Genomic DNA, 22572 nt, shown 5'->3' with positions numbered 1-22572 from the left:
CCCATATTATGCTCGCTTGCATCATAGACTTGAAAATTATAAATACAAAAAGAATACAAAAAATCGACATGCTATGCCGTCGCGCTTTTCGGCTTCAGCTAAGGAAGGCCAGTGAATTGCCGTCACCCGCAAATATCTGGTCGCTGCAGCCGAAGAAATGACGGTAAAACGGATCCGCACCGGCGTTGCCGAGACGTTCTTGATCCTTCCGACAAGAACGCTTGCCATGGCGCCGGAACATATGTTGTCTGATGACGTAATATTCGCGCTTGATCCCGCATCGGAGGAGGGATGACCATGATCTGCCTAACGCTTGGACCAGCGCCTGCTCGCGATGTCTCCGATCGCGTTGCCTCTTTCCACCGGAGCGTCATGACCGAGATCGGCAAGTCCGAACAGATTTTCGGCGCGCCGCAGTATCAGCAGAAATCTCTCGCGAGCGTGCGTTGATGGCAAAACCGGACGTTATCGTCATCGGGGCCGGCGTCATAGGCCTATCCGCCGCGATTGCGGCTCAGTCGCGCGGTTTGAGCGTCGTTGTCGTCGACCGCGAGGGGCCGGCCGCCGGCGCTTCGGCCGGCAATGCCGGTGCCTTCGCCTTCACGGATATCCTGCCGCTGGCGTCCCCCGGCATCTTGAAAAAGGCGCCGAAATGGCTCCTCGATCCGCTGGGGCCACTCTCGGTGCCGCCTGCCTATGCACTCAGGATCGCGCCCTGGATGTTTCGGTTCTGGCGTGCCTGCCAGCCCTCACGCGTGGCCCACTCCACGGCGGCGCAGACAAGCCTGATGGATCTTTCCAAGGCCGAACTTGAGCCTTTTCTCGCCGCGACGGAGACGCTCTCCATGCTGCGCAAGGAGGGTAATCTCCAGGTCTATGAAAGCGAGGCGGAATTCCGCGCTTCGCTGCCAGGCTGGGAGGTTCGCCGCAGTCACGGCATCGAATTCCAGCATCTGAAGGCCGACGAGATGGCGGCGATCCAGCCCGGGTTGGCGTCGCGCTTCATCCTCGGCACCTTCACGCCAGGCTGGTATTCCATTGCCGATCCCAAGCTTTACACGTTGGCGCTGGCCGCGCATTTCCGCAGCCGCGGCGGCGTCATCGAGACATCGGAGATTTCGTCGCTTCGGGCGCTTCCGGTTGGGGTCGAGGTGGTGGCTGCGGATGGAAAGCTGCGCCAGGCCGGCAAGGTCGTCCTAGCCGCCGGCGCCTTCTCGCATCGGATCGCCAAAACGCTGGGCGAGCACATGCCGCTCGAAACCGAGCGCGGCTACAACACGACGCTTCCGGCCGATGCCTTCGACCTGCGCACGCAGATCACCTTCGGCGGCCATGGCTTCGTCGTCAGCAAACTTTCGACCGGCATTCGTGTCGGCGGTGCGGTGGAGCTGGGCGGATTGGCCTTGCCGCCGAATTTTCGCCGTTCCGAAGCCATGCTGCAGAAGGCGCGCACTTTCCTGACCGGTCTCAAGCCGGAAGGTGGCGTGCAATGGATGGGCTTCCGCCCATCGCTGCCCGACAGCCTGCCTGCGATCGGCAGCGCCAAGGCGACGCCGGACGTAATCTATGCCTTCGGCCATGGTCATCTCGGTTTGACCCAATCGGCCGGCACGGCGCGTATTGTCGCCGACCTTTTGACACGGCAGGCGCCGGCGATCGATCTGACGCCATTCTCGCCGCAACGCTTCTAATGCAAACAGACATGCCGATGTGCATTGCCACATCGGTGCTTACAATCCTCTCGCATATGGACCCACGATGAAATGAACGACACGGCATCGGCTCGCAGCATCATGGGCGGCACGGCGGAGGGCCGCGTCATCGCCACGCAAGAGGCCCTCAGCTTCTGGGGTGGGGTCGATCCGGCCACCGGAAAGGTCATCGATATCCATCATCCGCTGCATGGCGAATGTCTCACCGGCGCAATTCTGATGATGCCTTCGAGCCGTGGCTCCTGCAGCGGCTCCGGCGTGCTGCTCGATCTCGCGCTGACAGGCCGCGCGCCGGCTGCCCTGATCTTTTGCGAAGCCGAGGATGTGCTGACGCTCGGCGCACTTGTCGCCGCCGAAATGTTCGGCCGGCAGCTGCCTGTCGTGCGGCTCCATCCGGATGTCTTTGTGCGCCTGGTGCAGGCAAAAACGGTCAAGGTCGAAACCGCTGCCGTCGTCGCAGATGGCGAGACCATGCCCCTTTTGCCACCTGCTATCTCCGGGCTTTCCTTGACGCAGGCCGACCGGTCCATGCTGGAGGGCGACGAAGGCGTTGCGGCTGCTCAGGCCATGCGCATATTGACCGCCATGGCGGCTCAGCAGGGTGCCACTTCCCTTATCGACGTGACGCAGGGCCATATCGATGGCTGCATCTACGCAAGCCCGGCCAACCTGACCTTCGCCGAAAAAATGGTTGAGCTCGGCGGGCGTGTGCGGATACCTACCACCATGAACGCCATTTCGGTCGATCGCGCCAATTGGAGATTGCAGGGCGTGCCGGAGGATTTTGGCGATCCCGCCGCGCGGCTCGCGGATGCCTATGTGCGCATGGGCTGCCGCCCGACCTTCACCTGCTCTCCTTATTTGCTCGACGGCGCACCGGGCGCCGGGGAGGCCATCGGCTGGGCGGAGTCCAATGCCGTCATCTTCGCCAACAGCGTGCTGGGCGCGCGCACCGCCAAGCATCCCGATTTCCTCGATCTTTGTATTGCATTGACAGGTCGCGCGCCGCTTTCGGGCGTATATCTGGATGAAAATCGCAAGGCGACGCGTATCCTCGACGTTGAACTTTCAGAAGGTCGCGACGATGCTTTCTGGCCGCTCATCGGCTATCTTGCCGGAAAAGCGTCTCCCGATCGCATTCCGTTGCTGCGTGGTCTTGCCGCCGGACATCCGTCACGCGACGACCTGAAGGCGCTCTGCGCTGCCTTTGGCACGACGTCTGCTGCTCCCATGCTGCATGTCGATGGCGTGACGCCGGAGGCTGTCGATGCTCACGATCCGAATGCCGATCGCCTGACTATCACACGCGCCGACATGGCAGCCGCCTGGAAAATACTGAACGAGGGGCCGGAAGCCGTCGAGCTTGTCGCCATCGGCAGCCCGCATGCCTCGCTTGCCGAATGTCATGCGCTCGCCGATGCCTTTGCCGGCCGCCGCCGCTTGCCTGAGGTAATGGTCATCGTCACGGCAGGACGCGATGTCATCGCTGCTGCGGAGGCGGACGGGACGCTGGCGCGGTTGCGGGCCAGCGGCGTGCAGGTTTTGCCCGATCTTTGCTGGTGCTCGATCTCGGAGCCGGTCTTCCCGCCCGGCACGCGTGCGGTCATGACCAACTCGGGCAAGTATGCGCATTATGGTCCGGGCCTCAGCGGACGCGCTGTGCGCTTTGGCAGCCTTGCCGATTGTGTCGAGGCGGCTGTCGTCGGGCGCGTTGCAGCGGGGTTGCCGGACTGGCTTTGGGAGGAATGACAGTGCACCGTTTCCACGCATCGGTGCGACGTTTTCGTCCGTAAGCCTAGACGACCGTTTCGCCGCCATCGACGACGAGGATTTGTCCTGTCATGTAGGAGGAGCGGTCGGAAACGAGGAATAGGATCGGCTCGGCAATTTCCGACACATCGGCCCATCGTCCGAGCGGCACTTTCTCGGCGATATAGTCTTCGATAGCACCGCGGCCGCCCATCTGCGTGATGAACGGCGCGTTGAAAGGCGTGTCGACCCAGCCGGGGCAGAGCGCGTTGACGCGGATACCGAAGCGGGCATAGTCGCCGGCCATCTGCCGGGTCATGGCGATGACCGCATGCTTGGAGGTGGTGTAGGCGATCATCTCGCGGTCATAAAGTACGCCTGATGATGACGAGGTGTTGAGAATGACACCCTTGCCGGCCTTCTTCATGACCGGCATGACGAAGCGTGAAGCCATGAAGTGCGCCCGCACATTCAGGTTCCAGGACGTATCGAAGCCGGAAACAGCGACCTCTTCCAGATTGCCTGCAACCTGAGCGCCTGCGTGATTGTGCAGGATGTCGATGCGACCATGTCGCGCGGCGATCTTTGCGACGCCGGCCTCAAGCGCCTGATCGTCCATGACGTCGACGACCAGGCTTTCGGCGCTGCCACCCGCCCCGGTAATCTGGCGCACGGTCTCCTCGGCATTTGCCAAGTCGATATCGGCGACGACCACATGCGCGCCTTCGCGCGCCATGATCAGCGCGCCGGCGCGGCCGATGCCGGAGCCGGCTCCGGTGACGATTGCGACCCGATCCTTAAGTATCATGATGTTTCCCTGGTCAGTTTGTCGTTGTCTTTTCGCGCATCAGGAAACGCGCGATGAGAATGAGGAAGAGCGATGCGATCAGCACCATGGTCGCGATCGCGTTGATCTCCGGCGTGACGCCGCGGCGGATCGAGGCGAAGACATAGATCGGCAGCGTCGTGTTCGATCCTGCGACGAAGAAGGCGATGATGAAATCGTCGAAGGAGAAGGTGAAGGCGAGCAGGAAGCCGGCGAGGACCGACGGCATGATCTGCGGCAACACGATCTGCCGGAACGTGGTCAGCGGCGTGGCGTAGAGGTCGCTGGAGGCTTCAACGATGTCACGGCCAAGGCTTGCAATGCGCGCCTTCACGATCATCGTCACCAGCGCCATGGTGAAGAGGCCGTGTGCCGCGATAATCGAGCCATAGCCGAGCGCGAATTTCGGCGGCTGATCGCCAGGCCAGACGGCCGCGATCAATGGGTTGATGATGCCGAAGACCTCGACGAGTGCCACCAGCGTCGCAATGCCGATGACGACACCAGGCACGACGATCGCGGCGGCAAAGAGCCCGTCGAAGACTGCGCGGGCACGAGGACCGAGCCGTTCCAGGCCGATTGCTGCCATCGTGCCGAAGACCGCCGCAAGTGCTGCGCTGGTGAAGGCGATGATGAGGCTATTGCGCAGCGCTTCCATCAGGAAGGTATTGGACAGCGCCCGTCCGTACCATTGCGTCGAAAAGCCGGTGAATTCGCTGGCATTGCGGCCGGCGTTGAAGGAGAACAGGACGACGAGCGCGATCGGCGTATAGAGAAACAGGTAGACGAAAGTAACGAGTGCGCGCATCAGACGAGATCCACCTGGCGCGTACCGGCAACGCGCCAAGCAATGCGCATCGCGACTACCAACACGATGACGACGACGGCAACGAGCGTTACGGCGATCGCCGATCCGAACGGCCAGTTACGCGATTGCAGGAAGAGATCGACAAGCGCATTGCCGATGAAGAACACCTTGCCGCCGCCAAGCAGCTGCGGGATCAGATATTCGCCGAGCAACAGGATCGTCACCAGAGCAACGCCCGTCATGACGCCAGGCAGTGATAGCGGTAGCGTGATGCCGAAGAAGGTCGATATAGGCTTGGCGCCGAGATCGGCGGATGCCTCTAGCAGTCGGCGGTCGAGCTTTTCCAAGCTGACATAGATCGGCATGATCATCAGCGGCAGATAGCCATAGACGATGCCGAGCAGCACGGCACCGGGCGTGTTGATGAGCCGGACATTCTCTATGCCCAGGAATTCCAGCAGATGCGGTATGCCGCGTGCGCCGAGCAGATACATCCAGGCGTATGTGCGCACGAGTAAGCTCGTCCAAAAGGGAACGACGACCAGTGAAACGAGCAGCAGGCGGCGTTGCGGGCTGGCCTTGACGGCCAGATAATAGGCGACCGGATAGGCAACGAGCAGGCAGGCAGCCGCACCAATCGGCGCAAGGATCAACGTATTGACGAAAGCTGCCGACCGCAAGCCAAGATTGGCGAATTGCGCGAAGGTGAAAGCTGCCTGATAGCCACCTTCGGGTGCACGCTCACCAAAGGCAAAGACGATGATGGCGATGAAGGGCAGCACCAGGAAGACGAACAGCCAGATGCTTGCCGGCCCGACGAGGGCAGCGGTCACGAGGCGCCGTTTGGTGGCTGGGTTAAGGGGCATCGAGAGGTTCTTTGTCCGCCGGTGCTGGGAAGGAAGCCGATCCCTTACCGTCGTCATGGTGCAAGGGATCGGGTCGAAGAAAAGTGATCAAGCCGACTTGAAGCGTGCCATCAGTTCGGCGCGGCTCGGATCGGTAAGCGTGACGGCGGCACCGAATTCGAGCGGCGTCAGCGAGGCTTCATCCGGATAGACGATCTTGTTCGAGGTGATTTCCTTCGGCAGGAGCTCGATCACACGGCTGTCGGTGGTCGGCGCGCCGTTGGCGATGTGCTCTTTCACCGCATTCTTCGGGTCCATCAGATAGTTGAGCAGGGCATAGCCTGCCGCCTTGTTGGGTGCATCCTTCGGGATCGCGTAATAGTCGGTCCAGATCTCGCCGCCATCCTTGCCGAGCACATATTCAAGCTCGGGCATGTCGCGGTTGAGCTGCGCGCCGTCATTGGTCCAGCACATGGTCAGCCAGGCATCGGTCGAACGCATCGACGGCTGATAGTCGGAGTTGATGGCAAAGAGATGCGGCTTGACCTTGATCAGCAGCTCCTCGGCCTTGGCAAGTTCTTCCGGCTTGATCGAGTTGAAATCGTAGCCGAGGGAAACGAGTGCGCTGCCGATGGTGGTCAGCTGATAGTCGTGGACCATGGCGCGGCCGTCGGCCTCGGTCTGGGCGATCTCGAAGAAATCCTTCCAGCTCGAAAGCTTGGTCTTTATCTTCTTGGTGTTGACCGAGAAGCCTGTCGTGCCCCAGTTCTTCGGCACGGCATAGGTCTTGCCGTCGATCTGTCCTTCCTTGGTAAAGCGCGGGCTTTCCGTTGCCTGGCTGAAGTTCGGGATCTTCGACAGATCGAGTTCCTCGATGAGGCCGAGCTTGTGATAGGTCGAAATCGTGTAGTTCGTCGGGACGTAAAGAGACCAGCCGGAGGCGCCTGCCTGCAACTTGGCGAGCATTTCCTCGTTCGAGCCGAATACGTTGACCTCGACGGCAACGCCGGTTGCGGCCTTGAAATTCTCGAAGGTTGCAGGGTCGTGATAGTTCGGCCAGGTCGCGATCGACATCTGCGTGCCGAGTTCGCCGGCGGCATAGGCGGGTGTCGACAGCGCGCCAGGGACGCGCGACAGGACCGCCGTTGCAAGGCCGAGGCCGGTGATATTCAGAAAGTGACGACGGCTGATAGAGCCGCGCTTCAGGCGCATGAATTCGTCCATGAAGCCTTCGGCTGAAATCGGAAGGTTGTCTTTGTAATCCTTGCTCATGATGCTGTTCCCTTGTTTTGGCTTATGCATTCGATGCTGGAAAGACATGGAGGGCCGTGGGGTCGAAGCCGAGGAAGACCTCTTCGCCCGGACCCACGAGATCGCTGTCGTTCATGCTGCGGCGATCCGACGTGATCAGGAAATCGCCGAGACCGGGGACGGTGACTGCGTATTCGGCTGACGAGCCCAGGAAGATGCGATGCGTCACCGTGCCCTTAAAGGACGTGCCGGATGTAGCCATGTCGCGGCTGAGATGGATTGCCTCCGGGCGCAGAGCCGCAATTGCCGCGCCCGGTGCCAGTCGCTTGCCGGACGAAAGCGCCGAACCATCCGCGAGGCGAAGCGTTTCGCCATCGGCTTCCATCGTCGCCTCGATGCGATTGGTCTTGCCGACGAAATCGGCGACGAAGAGATCGGCCGGGCGATCATAGACTTCCTGCGGGGTGCCAAGCTGGCGAATGCGCCCTGCGCTCATGACGCAGACGATATCGGCCATCGACAGCGCTTCTTCCTGGTCGTGAGTGACAAGAACGAAGGTAATGCCGAGCTCGCGCTGCAGCGTCTGAAGCTCGATCTGCATGGCCGAGCGCAGTTTCTTGTCGAGGGCCGCCAGCGGCTCGTCGAGCAGGAGCACGGAGGGACGGTTGACGATGGCGCGCGCGAGCGCCACGCGCTGCTGCTGGCCGCCGGACATTTCATGGATGCGCCGCTTGGCGAAACCGCCGAGGCGAACCATCTCGAGCGCTTCGGCGACGCGCCGGTCGATTTCGGCACCGCCGATCTTCGGGCGCATCTGCTTCAGCCCATAGGCGACATTCTGGGCGACGTTGAAATGCGGAAACAGCGCGTAGTGCTGGAACACCATGTTGACCGGGCGCCGGTAGGCGGGCACGCCGTTCATCTCGCGTCCGTCGATCAGCACCGTGCCTTCGCTCGGCTGTTCGAAGCCGCCGATCATGCGCAGGCACGTCGTCTTGCCGCAGCCGGAAGGGCCGAGAAGCGCCAGGAATGCGCCTTTGGGCACATTGAGATTGATGTCCGTTACGGCGGTCACGGCGCCATAGCTCTTTGTGACCGAACGGAATTCGATATCGTTCGTTGAAGCGGATGCCACGTCTGTTCCCTGCGGTTGGTCGGCAGTCTTGATCTGCCTTATTGCCACCGTCGTTAAGGAAAGAGTAAGCCCGAGCTTCTCGCGAGGTATATACCCCGAAAGAGGTATTTTCGTGCCAAATGCTTCGTGGGAGGTGTATATAGGGATTGCGCTCAAATGCGCAGGGCGGCAGAGGGGGATCCGTCGCATGAGCACCGACCTTGAAGGGCTGTTTGCCGCCTTCAACGCCACGATCGGCCGATCGTCGATGACGGATGCCGAATTCGGAGAGACGTTCCGTCAGATGATGGCGGCGCTGGTGCGGTTCGATTACGTCGTCGTCTTCGCCTATCGCGGCAAGGAGCGGCCGATCGATCTCTACAGCACTTTCGATCCCGGGGAACATGTCGTCTTCGTCACGCTCTACCAAGCCGGTCCCTATCTGCTCGATCCATTTTATCACACGGCGCGTGAACGCCGTGAAGGCGTGCTCAGGATGCGGGAGCTGGCGCCGGACCGCTTCTTTTCCAGCGAATATTACCGGACCTATTACGTGCAGACCGGCTTGGCCGAGGAAATCGGCTTTTTCGTCAATGTCGACGAGGACATTACGATCGTCCTCTCATTGATGCGACGCGAGAGGACCGGGGTTTTTCCGCCTGCGGAATTTGCGACGCTCAAGAAGGTCGAGCCGCTGGTCGCAAACATGGTGAGATACTATTGGTCCGGCCTCGCCTCGCGCTTCGATGCGCAATTGGCGGCGGGCAGCAGGGGCCGGCGCAGGAAGGGTGAGAACGAGACTGTCCCGCCAGCGGAAGCCGTCTGGCGGGATCTCAATCTGACGAGCCGGGAGACTGCCATCGTCGAGCTCGTTTTACAGGGGCATTCGTCGGAATCGATCGGCCTGAAGCTCAATATCTCGACGGGGACGGTGAAGGTTCACCGCCGGAACGTCTATCGCAAGCTCGGCATTTCATCCCAGACCCAGCTGCTTTCGCTCTATCTCAAGAATCTCGCATAGTTCGGTCGAGACTCTAGCCCGACATACGCGCACCATTTCCATTTCTCGCAAGCAGCTTCAGCCAGGGACCGCAATGGAAGAAGGTCATGAGCAGATACATCGGCACCATCCCGCCGAGCATCGAGCTGCCCTGTGTGGAACAGATCATGTCGCCGGTTGAACCATAAGCGGATAACACGGTCATCAGGGCGAAGCTCGGCGCGGCGGCCAACGCCAGCAGCCGGCCGGCGATGACGGGCAGGGTAGGGGCGGTGCGGCCGCCCCTCTCACCGATTTCGGACGAGACGGACATCAGTTTGCTCCGTACCGATCGTGGTGCTTCCACCATACGCCGGTCTCGTTGCGTCCGAGCGGGGCGCGGTCCAGCCACTGATACATGCCCCAGAGCCCGTCAAGCCCGCGGGCATAGGAGGAGTAGGTATGATAGATGTCGCCGTCCTGCATGGCGAAGGCGCTGACGCCAGGCCGGTCGCGCGTGTAGGTCGGGACATCCGTCCCCGTCATTGACGCCATCAGTTCGACTGGGCCTTCGCTGCCGCGCAGCTCCCATTGCTGCATCGTCTTGCCCACCTGAGCGTCGGGTATTGGAGGCTCGCGGCGATAATTATATTCGATGCCGCCGTCGCGCTGTTCCTCCGGCGTGAACCAGACATTGAAATCATGGTTGAAATCGCTGTTGGCGGAAGAAGCCCAATCGAAAGCCCAGCCCATGCGCCGCTTGAACTCCTGCAGCTTCGCGAACGGGGCACGGGAGATGGCCGAGAAGGCGACATCGTGATTTTCAAGATGTACGGCGATGCCGTTGAAGCCGTCTGCGATCGATGAGCAGGATGGGCAGCCGGCCGTGTAGTCCGGTCCGAACATGAAGTGATAAACGAGAAGCTGCGAGCGCCCCTTGAAGAGGCCCGAGAGCGGAACGACACCCTGGTCGGTCTCGAGCCGATAGTCCTTTTCCACCTTCACCCATGGCAATTCCTGACGACGGGCGGCGATCTCGTCGCTGCGCCGCGTCAGCTCTTTTTCTTGCTCCAGCAGGGAAAGCCGTGCCGAAAGCCATTCCTTGCGCGTTCCGGTCCTATGCGTCGTCATGGTTCATCTCCTCTTTGTGTCAGGTCTGTCCTTGTCGGCGCTGCATCTTGCCAGCCGATATGCGATAACTTACCGCTAGGGGCGTAAGGGGTGGGAGTTACAAGTGTGACGGGATTTCGATGGATTCGTTGATCGTCGCGGCTGCCCAGGCGCTTGCATCAGGCGACGTGCTGGGCGCGCTGAAGCGCGTCGCGCTGCGCGACGACGCCCCGGCGCTGGCACTGCGCGGCATCGCAATGGCGCAGCTGGGCGACCTTGCCCGCGCGAAGGTGTTGCTGAAGAATGCCGCGCGCGCCTTCGGCCCGCGCGAGGCGGTTGCCCGTGCTCGCTGCATCGTGGCCGAAGCCGAGATCGCCCTTGTCTCGCGCGACCTCGGCTGGCCCGAGAAAGCGCTGGAGACGGCACGGGCCGTTCTCGAAAAACATGGCGATCAAATCAACGCCGCCCATGCCCGCAATCTGCAGATACGGCGTCTGCTGCTGGTCGGTCATCTGGACGAGGCCGAACGGCTGCTGGCAAAACTCGATGCGTCGCCGCTGCCGCCCGCTGCAAAGGCGAGCCATGAACTGGCGGTTACTGGCATCGCCATCCGCCGCCTGCGCATTCAGCCGGCACGCGCCGCTCTGGCGCGCGCCGAGGAAGCGGCCGGCAAAGCGGGAATCCCCGCGCTTATGGTCGAGGTCCGCGATGCGGCGCGCGCGCTCGATGAGCCGGCGGCACGCCTGTTTGCGCAGGGGCGGGAAAAGCCGTTGTCGCTTGACGAAGTCGAGACGCTTCTGGCGTCCGATACCTTGGTTGTCGATGCCTGCCGCAATGTCGTGCGCAGCGGTGGAGACATCATCTCGCTTGCGAGCCGGCCGGTGCTCTTTGCCCTGGCACGCGCGCTGGCCGAGGCGGCACCCGACGATGCGCCGCGGGAGCTGCTGCTTTCCCGGGCATTTCGCGCCCGTCACGCCGATGAATCCCATCGGGCCAGACTGAGGGTTGAGATTGGCAGGCTTCGCGCCGCCCTAGAACTGCTTGCCGATATCAATGCGACACAGCACGGTTTTGCGCTGACGCCGCGAGGAAAGCGAGATGTCGTGGTGCTGGTGCCGCCTGTGGAAGTCGAGAATGCCTCGCTGCTTGCCCTGCTGTCGGATGGAGAATCCTGGTCGAGTTCGGCGCTATCTATCGCGCTCGCGATAAGTCCGCGCACGGTGCAGCGCGCGCTCGACGCACTTGCCGCGGATGGGATGGTGCAGGGCGTCGGCAACGGCCGGGCTCGCCGCTGGATGATGCCGCCGGTTCTTGACTTCCCGTCAACATTGTTACTCCCGGGACCACTGCCGAGCGACTAAGCTTTTGCATCATCGACACTCAACCAATCCCGACTGGAGGATGCATCCATGAAAAAATCCCGAGCGGAAATCATTCGCGAATACGGCCCCTTCGACAATGCGCCGCGTGTAAACGGCGTCACTTTCGACGGGCAGCACGTCTGGTTCGCCTCCGGCGAAAAGCTGCATGCCCTGAACCCGGAAAGCGGGGAGCAGGTGCGCACGATCGACGTCGCCTCGCACGCTGGCACCGCTTTCGACGGCCACCATCTCTATCAGATCGCCGAGGACAAGATTCATAAGGTCGATCCTGGAACGGGCAATATACTCTCCACCATTCCCGCACCGGGCAATGGCGGTGATTCAGGTCTTGCCTGGAGCGACGGCAGTCTGTGGGTGGGGCAGCATCGCGGCCGCAAGATCTACGAGATAGACCCGGAGACCGGCGCCATCCGCCGAACCATCGAATCCAACCGTATCGTCACCGGCGTGACATGGGTGGATGGCGAGCTATGGCACGGCACCTGGGAGGGCGACGAAAGCGATGTCCGCCGCGTCGATCCGGTGACCGGCGAAGTTTTGGAGCAGCTCGAAATGCCGGAGGGTACCGGCGTTTCGGGGCTGGAATCCGATGGCAAGGACCGTTTCTATGCCGGTGGCGGCGGCAGCGGCAAACTGCGAGCAATCCGCCGTCCGCGCTGAGTGGTGGCAACGAAGACATCCTGCGCCTGGAATCGGTCGATCGATCCCAGGCGCTCGGTTTTGGAAAGAGTTGACTTACGTCTCCGGCTTAAAAGATCGCATCCCGATTACGACCGGATAGCGCGACTTTGAAGTTCGACGAGCCATAAACGGAGCTCCGGGCTAGATCCTGCGATCGCCATCTCACGCATTTTGAACCAACCGCAATGCCATGCGTTTCCAACATGGAAGCCATGCCTTGCCGGCTTCGGCTTTCATTGCCATATTTCACTTACCAACCGCATTTCAATCATTCCAAGTTGCGAGCCGCGCCGATCCTGACGGATGTCGTGAATGGTCAGGCGCGCCAAGGAGAAGTCATGAGTGAGATCACGAAAAGTCTTGGCGAAATGAACTTGCAGGAGCGCGCCGATCTTATGGCGGCCGTCGCGGATGTACTGCAAGCCACCGCCGAAGAGGCCGAGGAGGATGGCGATACGCTTGCCGTCACCAATTCGCTGTTCCTGGCATGTAATCTGCGCGGCTGTTCGTCCGATCTTGGCCCGAAAGATCTGAAAGCGGCCGAACTGCTGCTGGAGCAGGGGATTACTTTCATTCACCTGCTGAACGGGCGCAAGAAAGGCCGTACGCTGGTACATTGACGCAATAAATGGCCGGCGCGGCGGCATCCATCCGATTCAGGACGTACGGATGGATGCTTTGCGCGGTTTGCTTTCCCGTACCATCGGGCCGGCCTTCTCCGGCCGACATGACGATGGTTGCGCGATCGTCTCAATCTTCCTGAATGGCGCTGTCTTTGGCCGTATCCCGCATGAAGAGATAGACGATGAGCGAAATGCCGATCATCGCGGTCACGTACCAATAGAAACCCTGTTCCCAGCCGCTGCTCTTGAATTTCAACGCCACGAATTCGGCTGTGCCGCCGAAGAGTGTGTTGGCCAGCGCATAGGGCAATGCGACGCCGAGAGCCCGGATATGAGCAGGAAACAGTTCCGCCTTCACGACGGCATTGATCGATGTGTAGCCGGTGACGATGACCAGTGCGCCCATGACGAGCAGCCCGGCGAGGAATGGATCCCTCGTGGTTTCGAGCGCCGAGAAGATCGGATAGGTAAACAGCATACCGCAGAGACCGAAACCGATCATCAGCGGCTTGCGGCCGATCTTGTCGGAGAGGCCACCTGCAATCGGCTGCAGCAGCATGAAAATGAACAGCGTGATTGCGTTTATCTCGCTCGACGTTTCCCGGCTGAACCCCGAGGTGTTGACCAGGAATTTCTGCATGTAGATCGAATAGGCGTAGAAGGCGAGCGTGCCGCCGGCCGTCAGCAGCATGACGAGCGCGGTTTCCTTGGGGTGCCGGGTGATGAGCATCCAGAAGCCGGATTTCTGTGTATCGCTTGCGCGTGCATTCTTGAAGCTTTCGGTTTCTGCCAGGCCGCGGCGCAGCCAGAAGACCACGACTGCAAGCGCTGCTCCCATGAAAAAGGGAATGCGCCATCCCCAGGCATTCAGCGCTTCCGTCGTCATCGCGGCCTGCAACAGGATCAACAGTGCAATGGCAAGAAGCTGACCTGAGATCAGCGTGACATACTGAAAGGACGAGAAGAAACCGCGACGCTGGCGGCCGGCCATCTCGGAGAGGTAGGTCGCGGAGGCGCCATATTCGCCGCCGACCGACAGGCCCTGCATCAGACGGGCGAGAACCAGAAGTGCCGGCGCCACCACGCCGATGGTCTCATATCCCGGCGTCAGCGCGATAATTAGCGACCCCGCACACATCAGCGTCACCGAAAGGGCGAGGCCGGCTTTGCGGCCCTTGCGGTCGGCATAGAGCCCCATGATCCAGGCGCCGATCGGCCGCATGACGAAGCCGACGGCAAAGACAGCCGCCGAATTCAACAGCTGCGCCGTCTGGTCGCCGGCGGGGAAGAAATGCGGTGCGAAATAGAGCGCGAATGCAGCATAGACATACCAGTCAAACCATTCGACCAGATTGCCGGTGGAACCGCCGATGATCGATTTCAGGCGTTGACGCCGCGCGGCTGCTTCGGTCGCCGCCGTCGTCGTGATGGTATCTTCTAATGTATTCAGCATTGTTCCTCTCCTCCCGTTCTCACTTCGGATCGTCGTTACGCGGCGATGGCGCAGCAAACGACGGGTTTGTCAGGAGAGCCCTATGCATTTGGGCGGCTGGCGGTCGGCCATTTAAGGCGCCATCGGCAATACCGTAGCTCGACCCAGTAGCCGACTGTTCTGCGTATTGAAGGTCCACTCTCCCAGTGATCCTATTGATACGTGGGGAAAACGTGAGGTGCGAGATTTTAGGAGAGGTCAGGATATTCTATTGATATAATTCACTTTTCCTCGGACGTGCTGCCGATTACAGGGATATGGTGCGCAAGATTTTGCATGACTATTTCGGAGTTTGTGCAATATTCTGCACATATGAGGGGATCAAGTCTGAAGCGAATTGTGCTGTTGGTGGTGGCCAGTTTGGCCGCTGCTGCAGCCATTTGGTGTTCGGCCCTTTTGCTTGCGCGTCAGGATGCGCTGAGGCGGCTGGATGCGGAGGCGAACGGGCTCGCGGTCCAGCACATTCGCCTGCTTGACAGTGAGCTCGCGCGGTTTCGGCTTCTTCCAATCGTGCTTGGCGAATATCGTGATCTTGGCGAGGCGCTCGCGAGCCCCACAACGGACGCTGCCCGGCGGCTTGATGAAAAGCTTGGTTTCCTGGCGCGGGAAACCGGCGCCTATATCATCTATCTCGTCGATCAGAAGGGGCTTGTCATTTCCGCGTCGAATGCGGGGACCGAAGATAGTTTCGTTGGCAAGAACTTCAGCTTCCGCCCCTATTTTTCCGAGGCGCTGAAAGACGGCACGGCGGAATATTACGGCGCCGGAGCGATCAGTGGACGGCCGGGCCTATTTCTGGCCCGCAGGGTTGGCGATGCCGCGGCTCCCATCGGAGTCGTGGTCGTCAAATTCGAGTTCGATGCGGTATCGCGGATTTGGGCCAACGACCCCGGAAAAACGTTTGTGGTCGACGAGCATCAGATCATCCTCGCCGCGTCCGAGCGGTCACAGGTGCTGACGACGCTTGCACCTCTATCGTCCGAAGTCCGGGTTGGCATCGCCGCAAGCGGCCAATATCGCGACGCCGCCCTTGGGCAGGGAAATTATCTTGCCGAGGATGCCGGTCGCATACGCGGTCCACGAGGTCGGATCATGATCGCTGCCGAGCAGCCGGTGGGCGGGACACATTTGCGTCTCCTGCATCTTCTCGATACCCGTGCGGCGCTGCAGGAGGCACAGGCGCGCGCCTGGCTGCTGGCGTTACCCGTCATCGTCGGTTTGGCCGTCGTTGTTGCTGCGATCTGGTGGCGGATGACCCGGGCGGCCAGGGCAGCGGCTGATCGGCGAGCGCTTGAGGAGGCCGTCGCCGCACGCACGGCCGAGCTGCACGAGGAGATGGCTGAACGTGCGCGCGCCGAGGACCGATATCGCGATGCTCGGGAGGAACTTGCCCAGGCGAACCGGCTTGCTTCTGTCGGTTCGATCACGGCGGGGTTGATGCATGAAATAAACCAGCCTGTCGCGACCATCCGCACCCTTGCCGAGAATGCGCGCCACCATCTCGCGGCCAATCGTCTCGATCGCGTTGGCGCCAATCTCGATGCCGCGGTCGAGGTGACGGCGCGTATCGGGACGATTACGCAGGAGATGCGACGGTTTTCGCGCAGGGGGCGGCGCGCAGCAGCAGCGGAACCGCTCGATGCCATCATAGCGGGCGCCTTGCTACTGGTGGGGAATCGATTTCGCAAAGCCGGCGTGCGGCTGGATCTGCCGGCGAAAGGGCTGCCGCATGTGCTTGCCGAGCGGGTGCGGCTGGAGCAGGTTATCGTCAATCTGCTGCAGAACGCTATCGATGCAGTTGCCGGTCTCGAGGATCCGCATGTTGCGCTGCTCGTGGACGCCGCCGGAAAGGATATGGTGAAACTGACCGTCGCCGATAATGGCCCCGGCATCGATCCGGCATTGGCCAAGGAGATATTCCGCCCATTCATTACCGGCAAGCCCGATGGGCTCGGTCTTGGGCTCGGGATCGCGCAGGACATTATGAACGATCTCGGCGGATCGTTGACTATCGGTTCGTCGCCGCTCGGCGGCGCGGCATTCGTAATGACTATGAGGCGGGCATGACCCTGGAAGCGTCGCAGAAAATCCTTCTGGTCGAGGACGATGGTCCCTTCAATGCAGCGCTTACCGATTCCTTCGTCATAGCGGGCTTCGACGTGGAGACGCATGGTGATGGGCAATCTGCGTTGGCAAGTCTTGCAACCGCATTGCCCGGTGTGATCGTCAGCGATATCCGCCTGCCGCGCATCGATGGGCACGATTTGCTGGAAGCCGTGCTGGCGCGCGATCCGGATTTGCCCGTTATCCTGATGACCGGCCACGGCGATATCGCCATGGCGGTCGGCGCGCTGAAACAGGGCGCCTACGATTTCATTGCCAAGCCCTTTGCCACCGATCACCTGATCGCATCCGTGCGCCGGGCGCTGGAAACGCGCCGCCTGGTGCTGGAAAACCGGCGTTTGCGACAAGCTGCCGCAGAGGCGGAGGACGCAGCGCCGCTTCTCGGCCAGACGGCGGTCATGGCACGGTTGCGCGAGACGATCCGCCAGGTCGCAAACGCCGACGTGGATGTCCTGATCGAAGGCGAAACGGGGACCGGCAAGGAACTCGTGGCTCGGCTCATCCACCGCTGGAGCAGGCGGCGCGCCCGCAGCTTCGTCTCGGTCGATTGTGCCTCCCTGCCGGACGCGATCGCCGACGAGGTCCTGTTCGGAAACCGCGCCCGGCGCGGACGTATTGCCGAGGCAGATCGCGGCACGCTGTTTCTCGACGAGATCGATAGCATGTCCCCCATGCTGCAGGGACGGCTTCTGCGCGTTGCCGAGGAACGCGAGCTGCCTTCGGTGAGCGGCGAGTCGACCCCTGTCGATCTTCGCATTGTCGCTGCGACGAAGAACGCTCCGCATGGCTCGGTGGCTGAAAACCGCGTTCGCGTCGATCTGCTCTATCGGTTGGAAACCGTGCGGATCCGTATTCCGCCCCTGCGGGAGCGCCGGGCTGATATCGGACTGTTGTTCAGCGCCTTCCTCGACGAGGCCGCCCGCCTGCACGGCGTGCCGCGTCCGCCCATCGATGCCGCGATGGAGGCGCGATTTCTAACCGACGACTGGCTGGGCAATGTCCGGGAGCTGCGCAATTATGCGACCCAAGTGGCGCTTGGCCTTGCCTCCGCTCGCAGCCAACCTTCCGTGGAGCTCGGCCTCTCCGATCAGATGGATCACTTCGAGGCAAACATTCTGCGGGCCACGCTGGAGAGATATGAGGGGGATATTTCCGAGGTTGCGCAGGCGCTCAAACTGCCGCGCCGAAGTCTCTATGCCCGTCTGCAACGCCACGGCATCAATCCATCGGCCTACCGTAAGTGAGATCAGTCGCAAGTCGAGAGTGAGAGGGCGAGTATAGTTTACTTCCTCAACTTGATGGCGTGATGCGTATTGAGTGTAATTTTCTCCATATCTGTATAGATGTGCGATGTATAAAATAGATAACGATGTATTAATCATAATTATTCTGCATAAAATAGAGAATAATTAATACATGTTAGGATATTGTGGCTCGCCTGCATGATGCAGCAGTTAAATTAGAGAGCTATGATATGCTTGATTTGCCTAAAGTGATGCAGCTATTACTATTTGCAGCCGTTATATTGTTATTTTTCCGCTGGGTCGTCGAGGACATGAACAGGTAGCCGCTTTGGGCGCCTGAAGAACCAGCGCCGCGCGATTTGCTTCTTCAGTTCACCGTTTCCCTGTCGTCCCGTCCGGACCGCTTGCGTCTCTATTCGGCAAACTGACGGGGATTGAACAATAGCGCCCGGGGTTTCCGGACGCCATTGAGGCGCATCGTATGATTGTCATGGTACAGACGCAGATCGCTCTTACCAGCTTCAGGCCATACGGTATCGCGTGCATGAACCCGCATGGTTCAGTGGGCACCTGCGCCGCCGCCGGCTTGGGGACGCTTGGTGAACAGCATAGTGATCGCTGCGATGGCGAGCACCACGCCGATGACGGCGAAGGTGTCGCTGAAGCCCATGATCAGCGCCTGTCTCTTGATGATCTGGCCGAGGGCGATGATCGCCTTCTGCTGGGCTGCCTGATGGTCCGAAACTCCATGCGACAGGAAGTAGCCGGTCATCTGGTCGATCCGCTCGCGAACCTCGTCACGGGCAAGGGTTACGGATTGGCCGATGATGTTGGAGTGGAACTGCTCGCGTTTGGTCAGGATGGTCCCAAGCGAGGCAGTGCCCACGGCGCCGCCGAGGTTGCGCAGCATGTTCGTCAGGCCTGAGGCCGCGGCAGCGTCCGCCGGAGCAATTCCTGCTGTCGTGATCGCCGTGACGGGCGTGATGACGAAGGCCTGGCCGATGGCGCGAACGATGTTCGGAATGAAGAACTGGTCTCCGGCATTATCGGCGGAAAGCGTGACGTTCATGAAGCAGCTAAGCGCAAAGACCGCAATGCCGAAGAAGGCAAGCCAGCGCACATCCACCCGCTTCATCATCAGCGGAACAAGGGGGATCAACAGCAGCTGCGGCAAGCCCGTCCAGGCAAGGACGTTGCCGATCTGCTCGGCATTGTACTTCTGCACCTGGCCGAGATATTGCGGCAGGATGTAGACCGTCCCGAACAGCGCGACACCGACGAGAATATTGGCAAGCACGCCCAGCCCGAAATTCCTTTGCTTCAGCAGCCGCAATTTCACCAGCGGCTTCGAAACCTTCAGTTCGATGATAATGAAGAGCGTCAGGAACACGGCCGCGACGATGCTGAGCCTGACGATGAAGGGCGAGGAGAACCAGTCGTCCTTGTTGCCTTCTTCAAGCACGGTTTGCAGGGCAGAGAGGCCGATCGCCATCGTCACAATACCGGCCCAGTCGCCTTCGCGTAGCAATTTCAGCTGCATGGGCTGTTTGTCCAGCGTTAGGGCAAGTGCCACGACCATGATGGCGCTCGGGCCGGCATTGATGAAGAAAATCGTCTGCCAGCCGTAATTCTCGGTCAGATAGCCGCCGATCGTAGGGCCGATAGCCGGAGCGAAGGTGACGGACAGCGCGAAGATCGCCAGCCCCAAGGGCTGCTGCGGCTTCGGAAGCTTCGTCAGCACCATGGTGAAAGCCATCGGGATCAGCACGCCGCCGGCAAATCCCTGCAGGCCGCGAAGCACGATCATCGTTCCGAGATCGTGGGCAAAGGCGCAGGAGAGAGATAACAGCGGAAACAGTACCGAGTTCACCAGGATATAACGGCGAAATGAAAAGACGCTGCTGAGATAGGCGGTGAGCGGAATGACGACGATCTCGCCGATCAGATAGGAGGTCGAGATCCAGGCGCCATTATCAACTCCGGTGCCGATGCCCCCCTCGATATCGAGGAGGGAGGCATTGGTGATCTGGATGTTCAGGATCGCCATGAACGCGCCGATCATGCCGGCCAGCACTGCGATCCATTCTCTTGTCGATGCGCGCGGCTCTGCCGCTGCGGCCGGCATCGCGCGGCCATCCATTGTGATGGTGGACATTGTGGGGCTCCCGCCGTCAGTTCCGCTGTGCGGCGTCTGCTTTGGTGTTGATACTCGGCTCGACGGACATTCCCGGGCGAAGTTCACCGCTATTCATGGTCTGCGGGTCAAGCGCAATCCTGACCGGAATTCGCTGAACGACCTTGGTGAAGTTGCCGGTCGCATTGTCCGGCGGCAGCAGGGCGAATTCCTGTCCGCTTGCCGGCGCAAGGCTGTCGACATGACCATGGAAGACCTTGCCGGGGAACATGTCGACTTCGATATCGACAGGTTGGCCGGCATGGACGTTCGTCAGCTGCGTCTCCTTGTAATTGGCGACGACATAGGCCTGGTCGGTTGGCACGAGCGACATCAGCTGCGTTCCCGCCTGGACATATTGGCCGATGCGCAGCGTACGGTTGCCGACGGTGCCGTCGACGGGAGCCGTGATGGTCGTATAGGAAAGGTTCAGCTCGGCCTGGTGCTGGACGGCCTGACTTTTCTGCAGGGCGGCGGTTGCCTGTGCGATCTGGGCTTTCAGAAGTGCAACCTGTTTGACGGCACCTTCCAGCGTTGCGGTATCCCTGACGATGGAAGCCTGCGCCGCGGCGATCTGCGATGCGGCCTGCTGCGCGGTCTGCACGGCCGCATAACCGTTGGAGGCGAGGCTGGCGTAGCGCTTGTTGTTCTGCTCTGCGAAGGTTTCGTTGGCCTTGTCCACATCCAGCGTTGCCCGGGCTGCGGCGATCGTCGACTGCTGAATATCCAGCGAGGCCTGCTCAGCCTCTATGGTCGCCAAAGCCGCGGCGACATCGGCCCTTGCCTGGTCAAGTGCAGCCCGGAAGTCACGGTCGTCAATGCGGGCGAGCGGCTGGCCGGCCTTTACTGTCTCATTGTCCTTGACCAGCACTTCCGCCAGATAGCCTGAGATCTTCGGGGCGATCGAGCTGTTGTCGGCCTGGACATAGGCGTCGTCGGTCGACACCTCGAAACGGCCGTTCTGCCAATAGTCGTGCCCGTAATAGCCCACGGCGGCGATAATGGCGATCGCGCCCCCGCCATACAGCAGCCGTCGCGGCGTCTTGCTACGCTTTGCTGCAGTATTGCCGTCCGCCTGGTCTTGTCGTGCCTCCGGACGGGGCTCGGCTGTTATGCCTTCCTTGGCTTTCGCCTCAACAGTCCCCTGCGCCTCGCTGGAAGGGCCTTCGGACGTTACGATATGCAGATTGTTAGCCATGTACTTGCTCCTGACAACGGTCGCTGCCGGGCAGGGGTAGCGGCCAAGTTCATTTTAGAAACTTGCTGTTTTCCAAAATAAGCGCTATAAAATCCAAGTCAACTGTATTTTGGAAAATATCTATGCTCCTAAATCAAAAAACCACGAAACGACCACGAGGACGGCCGCAAGTCCGCTGTGATGACGACACCAAGGCGATCGTGCTTTCGTCTGCGCGCAAGCGTTTTCTGGAGGCGGGCTATGCCGCTGCATGCGTCAACGACATCGCGCAGGATGCGGGAGTATCGACCAAAACAGTCTATCGGCTGTTCGAAAGCAAGGGCGAGATCTTCAATGCCGTGATTACGGATCGCATCGCGCGCTTCAACGTCGAGGTGGATCAGGGCTTGCTCAGGCACACGGATCTGCATCATGGGCTGGAACAGATCCTGATTGCCTACGGCCGTCTGGCACTGGACCCTGAAACCATCGCGATCAATCGTCTGGCCGTAGCCGAGGCTGATCGCTTTCCCGAAATCGCGGCCTCCTTCTACGAACGGGCGATCAAGGCCTCGACCGTGGTTTTCGAGGTATGGCTGCGCAGCCAGCACGATAAGGGAGCGATTAGAATTGCCAATATCCCCCTCGCGGCCGGCTTCCTCAGGGGCATGATGACCATGGAGCCGCAGCGGGCTGTCATGCTGGGCCAGCGCGAGGCTCCTGACGATGAGGAAATAAGAACCCGCGCGACCGAATGTGCGGCGATCTTCTTGCAGGGCTGCATTTCCGGCTCGGCTTGAGCCGGAAATGGAAGGGCGAATGGTGTCCGCGCAATTGCGGGCAGCCTTCGGACCGGTCAAGGCGCAATGGTGAAACTGTAGCTCCCGTTGGTTTTGTGGCCGTCCGTGGAGAGCACATGCCATTCGACCGTGTACTTGCCGGCCGGCAATTTGTCGGTCAAGGGCACCATCAGCGTGGTGCCGCTGTTCATCAGCATGCCTTCTCCGGTCTTTACGCTCGCCTTGTCGGGGCCGGTGACCTTGACGCCGCTGAATTTCAGATTGAGGCCTTCCGAGAAAGTCAGGTCGAGCTCCGATGGCGCGGTCTTGACCGTGCCGTCGGCTGCCGGAACGGCCGACTTCAGATGGGCGTGTGCCATGGCCTGGCCGGCAAAGGCGATGCTGATGACGCCGGCAGCGAGGAGCAATTTCTTGATCGGGGGCATTTGGTTTCCTCATCCTGTTGATGATCCGAAGAAGGTCTGCGGATCGTATGATGGCGA

General features: G+C 60.7%; 21 protein-coding genes. 10 read left to right on the top strand and 11 right to left on the bottom strand.

Translation table 11 applies throughout. The features are described 5' to 3' along the window. Window positions 1-291: 291 nt before the first annotated feature. From AC13RC_RS20135 to lhpI, 3 genes are all read left to right on the top strand, one after another. A complete protein-coding gene (locus tag AC13RC_RS20135) occupies window positions 292-450 on the top strand; it encodes a hypothetical protein (RefSeq protein WP_156090750.1) in 159 nt (52 codons plus the stop codon). After that, entirely contained in the window at window positions 450-1691 is a 1242-nt protein-coding gene (locus tag AC13RC_RS20130; protein WP_488558249.1) for an NAD(P)/FAD-dependent oxidoreductase, read from the top strand. The genes AC13RC_RS20135 and AC13RC_RS20130 overlap by 1 nt, the downstream gene beginning before the upstream one ends. Before the next feature lie 72 nt (window positions 1692-1763). Further along, on the top strand, window positions 1764-3461 hold the full coding sequence (gene lhpI / locus AC13RC_RS20125) for a cis-3-hydroxy-L-proline dehydratase (RefSeq protein WP_488558248.1): 1698 nt from the start codon (window positions 1764-1766) through the stop codon (window positions 3459-3461). Between the two features lie 46 nt (window positions 3462-3507). Here lhpI and AC13RC_RS20120 read toward each other — a convergent pair whose 3' ends face one another. The 5 genes from AC13RC_RS20120 to AC13RC_RS20100 form a co-directional block, all read right to left on the bottom strand. Further along, the gene (locus tag AC13RC_RS20120) at window positions 3508-4269 is read right to left on the bottom strand and encodes an SDR family NAD(P)-dependent oxidoreductase (protein ID WP_488558247.1); all 762 of its coding nucleotides are present in this window, start codon (window positions 4267-4269) and stop codon (window positions 3508-3510) included. A gap of 13 nt (window positions 4270-4282) precedes the next feature. Continuing rightward, entirely contained in the window at window positions 4283-5095 is an 813-nt protein-coding gene (locus tag AC13RC_RS20115; protein WP_145319173.1) for an ABC transporter permease, read from the bottom strand. Next, complete coding sequence (locus AC13RC_RS20110; protein WP_488558246.1) at window positions 5095-5961, bottom strand: ABC transporter permease; 867 nt, start codon at window positions 5959-5961, stop codon at window positions 5095-5097. The genes AC13RC_RS20115 and AC13RC_RS20110 overlap by 1 nt, the downstream gene beginning before the upstream one ends. 87 nt (window positions 5962-6048) lie before the next feature. Next, window positions 6049-7212: a polyamine ABC transporter substrate-binding protein gene (locus tag AC13RC_RS20105; RefSeq protein ID WP_069610179.1), complete on the bottom strand. Its 1164-nt coding sequence runs from the start codon at window positions 7210-7212 to the stop codon at window positions 6049-6051. Window positions 7213-7234: 22 nt separating this feature from the next. Then, entirely contained in the window at window positions 7235-8326 is a 1092-nt protein-coding gene (locus tag AC13RC_RS20100) for an ABC transporter ATP-binding protein (RefSeq protein WP_113350733.1), read from the bottom strand. A gap of 187 nt (window positions 8327-8513) precedes the next feature. On the opposite strand from AC13RC_RS20100, the gene AC13RC_RS20095 reads away from it, so the two are divergent. Then, on the top strand, window positions 8514-9326 hold the full coding sequence (locus AC13RC_RS20095) for a helix-turn-helix domain-containing protein (RefSeq protein WP_488558245.1): 813 nt from the start codon (window positions 8514-8516) through the stop codon (window positions 9324-9326). Between the two features lie 13 nt (window positions 9327-9339). Here the strand turns inward: AC13RC_RS20095 and AC13RC_RS20090 are convergent, their stop codons facing one another. Together AC13RC_RS20090 and AC13RC_RS20085 are read right to left on the bottom strand one after the other, a co-directional pair. Then, complete coding sequence (locus tag AC13RC_RS20090; protein ID WP_488558244.1) at window positions 9340-9618, bottom strand: hypothetical protein; 279 nt, start codon at window positions 9616-9618, stop codon at window positions 9340-9342. Beyond that, window positions 9618-10415 carry a DUF899 domain-containing protein gene (locus AC13RC_RS20085; protein ID WP_488492683.1) on the bottom strand — a complete coding sequence of 266 codons (798 nt, stop codon included), beginning with the start codon at window positions 10413-10415 and terminating at the stop codon, window positions 9618-9620. The genes AC13RC_RS20090 and AC13RC_RS20085 overlap by 1 nt, the downstream gene beginning before the upstream one ends. 119 nt (window positions 10416-10534) lie before the next feature. Here AC13RC_RS20085 and AC13RC_RS20080 point away from each other — a divergent pair, with 119 nt between their 5' ends. The 3 genes from AC13RC_RS20080 to AC13RC_RS20070 all read left to right on the top strand — a co-directional run bounded on the left by AC13RC_RS20080 (window position 10535) and on the right by AC13RC_RS20070 (window position 13077). Next, window positions 10535-11755 (top strand): helix-turn-helix domain-containing protein, encoded by a 1221-nt coding sequence (locus tag AC13RC_RS20080; RefSeq protein WP_488558243.1) that lies wholly within the window; start codon window positions 10535-10537, stop codon window positions 11753-11755. A gap of 48 nt (window positions 11756-11803) precedes the next feature. Then, a complete protein-coding gene (locus AC13RC_RS20075; protein WP_488558242.1) occupies window positions 11804-12436 on the top strand; it encodes a Vgb family protein in 633 nt (210 codons plus the stop codon). Between the two features lie 359 nt (window positions 12437-12795). Continuing rightward, entirely contained in the window at window positions 12796-13077 is a 282-nt protein-coding gene (locus AC13RC_RS20070) for a hypothetical protein (RefSeq protein WP_488558241.1), read from the top strand. 130 nt (window positions 13078-13207) lie between these two features. On the opposite strand, the gene AC13RC_RS20065 is transcribed toward AC13RC_RS20070, so the two are convergent. Continuing rightward, window positions 13208-14533 (bottom strand): MFS transporter, encoded by a 1326-nt coding sequence (locus tag AC13RC_RS20065; protein WP_488558240.1) that lies wholly within the window; start codon window positions 14531-14533, stop codon window positions 13208-13210. A 390-nt stretch (window positions 14534-14923) separates the two neighbouring features. On the opposite strand from AC13RC_RS20065, the gene AC13RC_RS20060 reads away from it, so the two are divergent. Both AC13RC_RS20060 and AC13RC_RS20055 read left to right on the top strand, forming a co-directional pair. Then, window positions 14924-16639, top strand: a complete 1716-nt coding sequence (locus tag AC13RC_RS20060) for a sensor histidine kinase (RefSeq protein ID WP_488558277.1) — start codon at window positions 14924-14926, stop codon at window positions 16637-16639. Then, the gene (locus AC13RC_RS20055) at window positions 16636-17940 is read left to right on the top strand and encodes a sigma-54-dependent transcriptional regulator (RefSeq protein WP_488558239.1); all 1305 of its coding nucleotides are present in this window, start codon (window positions 16636-16638) and stop codon (window positions 17938-17940) included. Before AC13RC_RS20060 ends, AC13RC_RS20055 begins: the two co-directional genes overlap by 4 nt. A gap of 559 nt (window positions 17941-18499) precedes the next feature. Here the strand turns inward: AC13RC_RS20055 and AC13RC_RS20050 are convergent. Both AC13RC_RS20050 and AC13RC_RS20045 read right to left on the bottom strand, forming a co-directional pair. After that, a complete protein-coding gene (locus tag AC13RC_RS20050; protein ID WP_113329473.1) occupies window positions 18500-20095 on the bottom strand; it encodes a DHA2 family efflux MFS transporter permease subunit in 1596 nt (531 codons plus the stop codon). 16 nt (window positions 20096-20111) lie between these two features. Then, the gene (locus AC13RC_RS20045) at window positions 20112-21311 is read right to left on the bottom strand and encodes an HlyD family secretion protein (protein ID WP_488558238.1); all 1200 of its coding nucleotides are present in this window, start codon (window positions 21309-21311) and stop codon (window positions 20112-20114) included. A gap of 122 nt (window positions 21312-21433) precedes the next feature. Here AC13RC_RS20045 and AC13RC_RS20040 point away from each other — a divergent pair, with 122 nt between their 5' ends. Beyond that, window positions 21434-22090: a TetR/AcrR family transcriptional regulator gene (locus AC13RC_RS20040; RefSeq protein WP_488558237.1), complete on the top strand. Its 657-nt coding sequence runs from the start codon at window positions 21434-21436 to the stop codon at window positions 22088-22090. 56 nt (window positions 22091-22146) lie between these two features. Here AC13RC_RS20040 and copC read toward each other — a convergent pair whose 3' ends face one another. Continuing rightward, window positions 22147-22515, bottom strand: coding sequence for a copper homeostasis periplasmic binding protein CopC (gene copC / locus AC13RC_RS20035; RefSeq protein ID WP_113350745.1), 369 nt, complete (start codon window positions 22513-22515; stop codon window positions 22147-22149). Window positions 22516-22572 lie beyond the last annotated feature (57 nt).

It is taken from the genome of Martinezella sp. CNPSo 3890 (genome assembly GCF_057784455.1).
The sequence above is the reverse complement of the archived record's forward strand: the minus strand, read 5'-3'. Positions and strand labels throughout refer to the sequence as shown.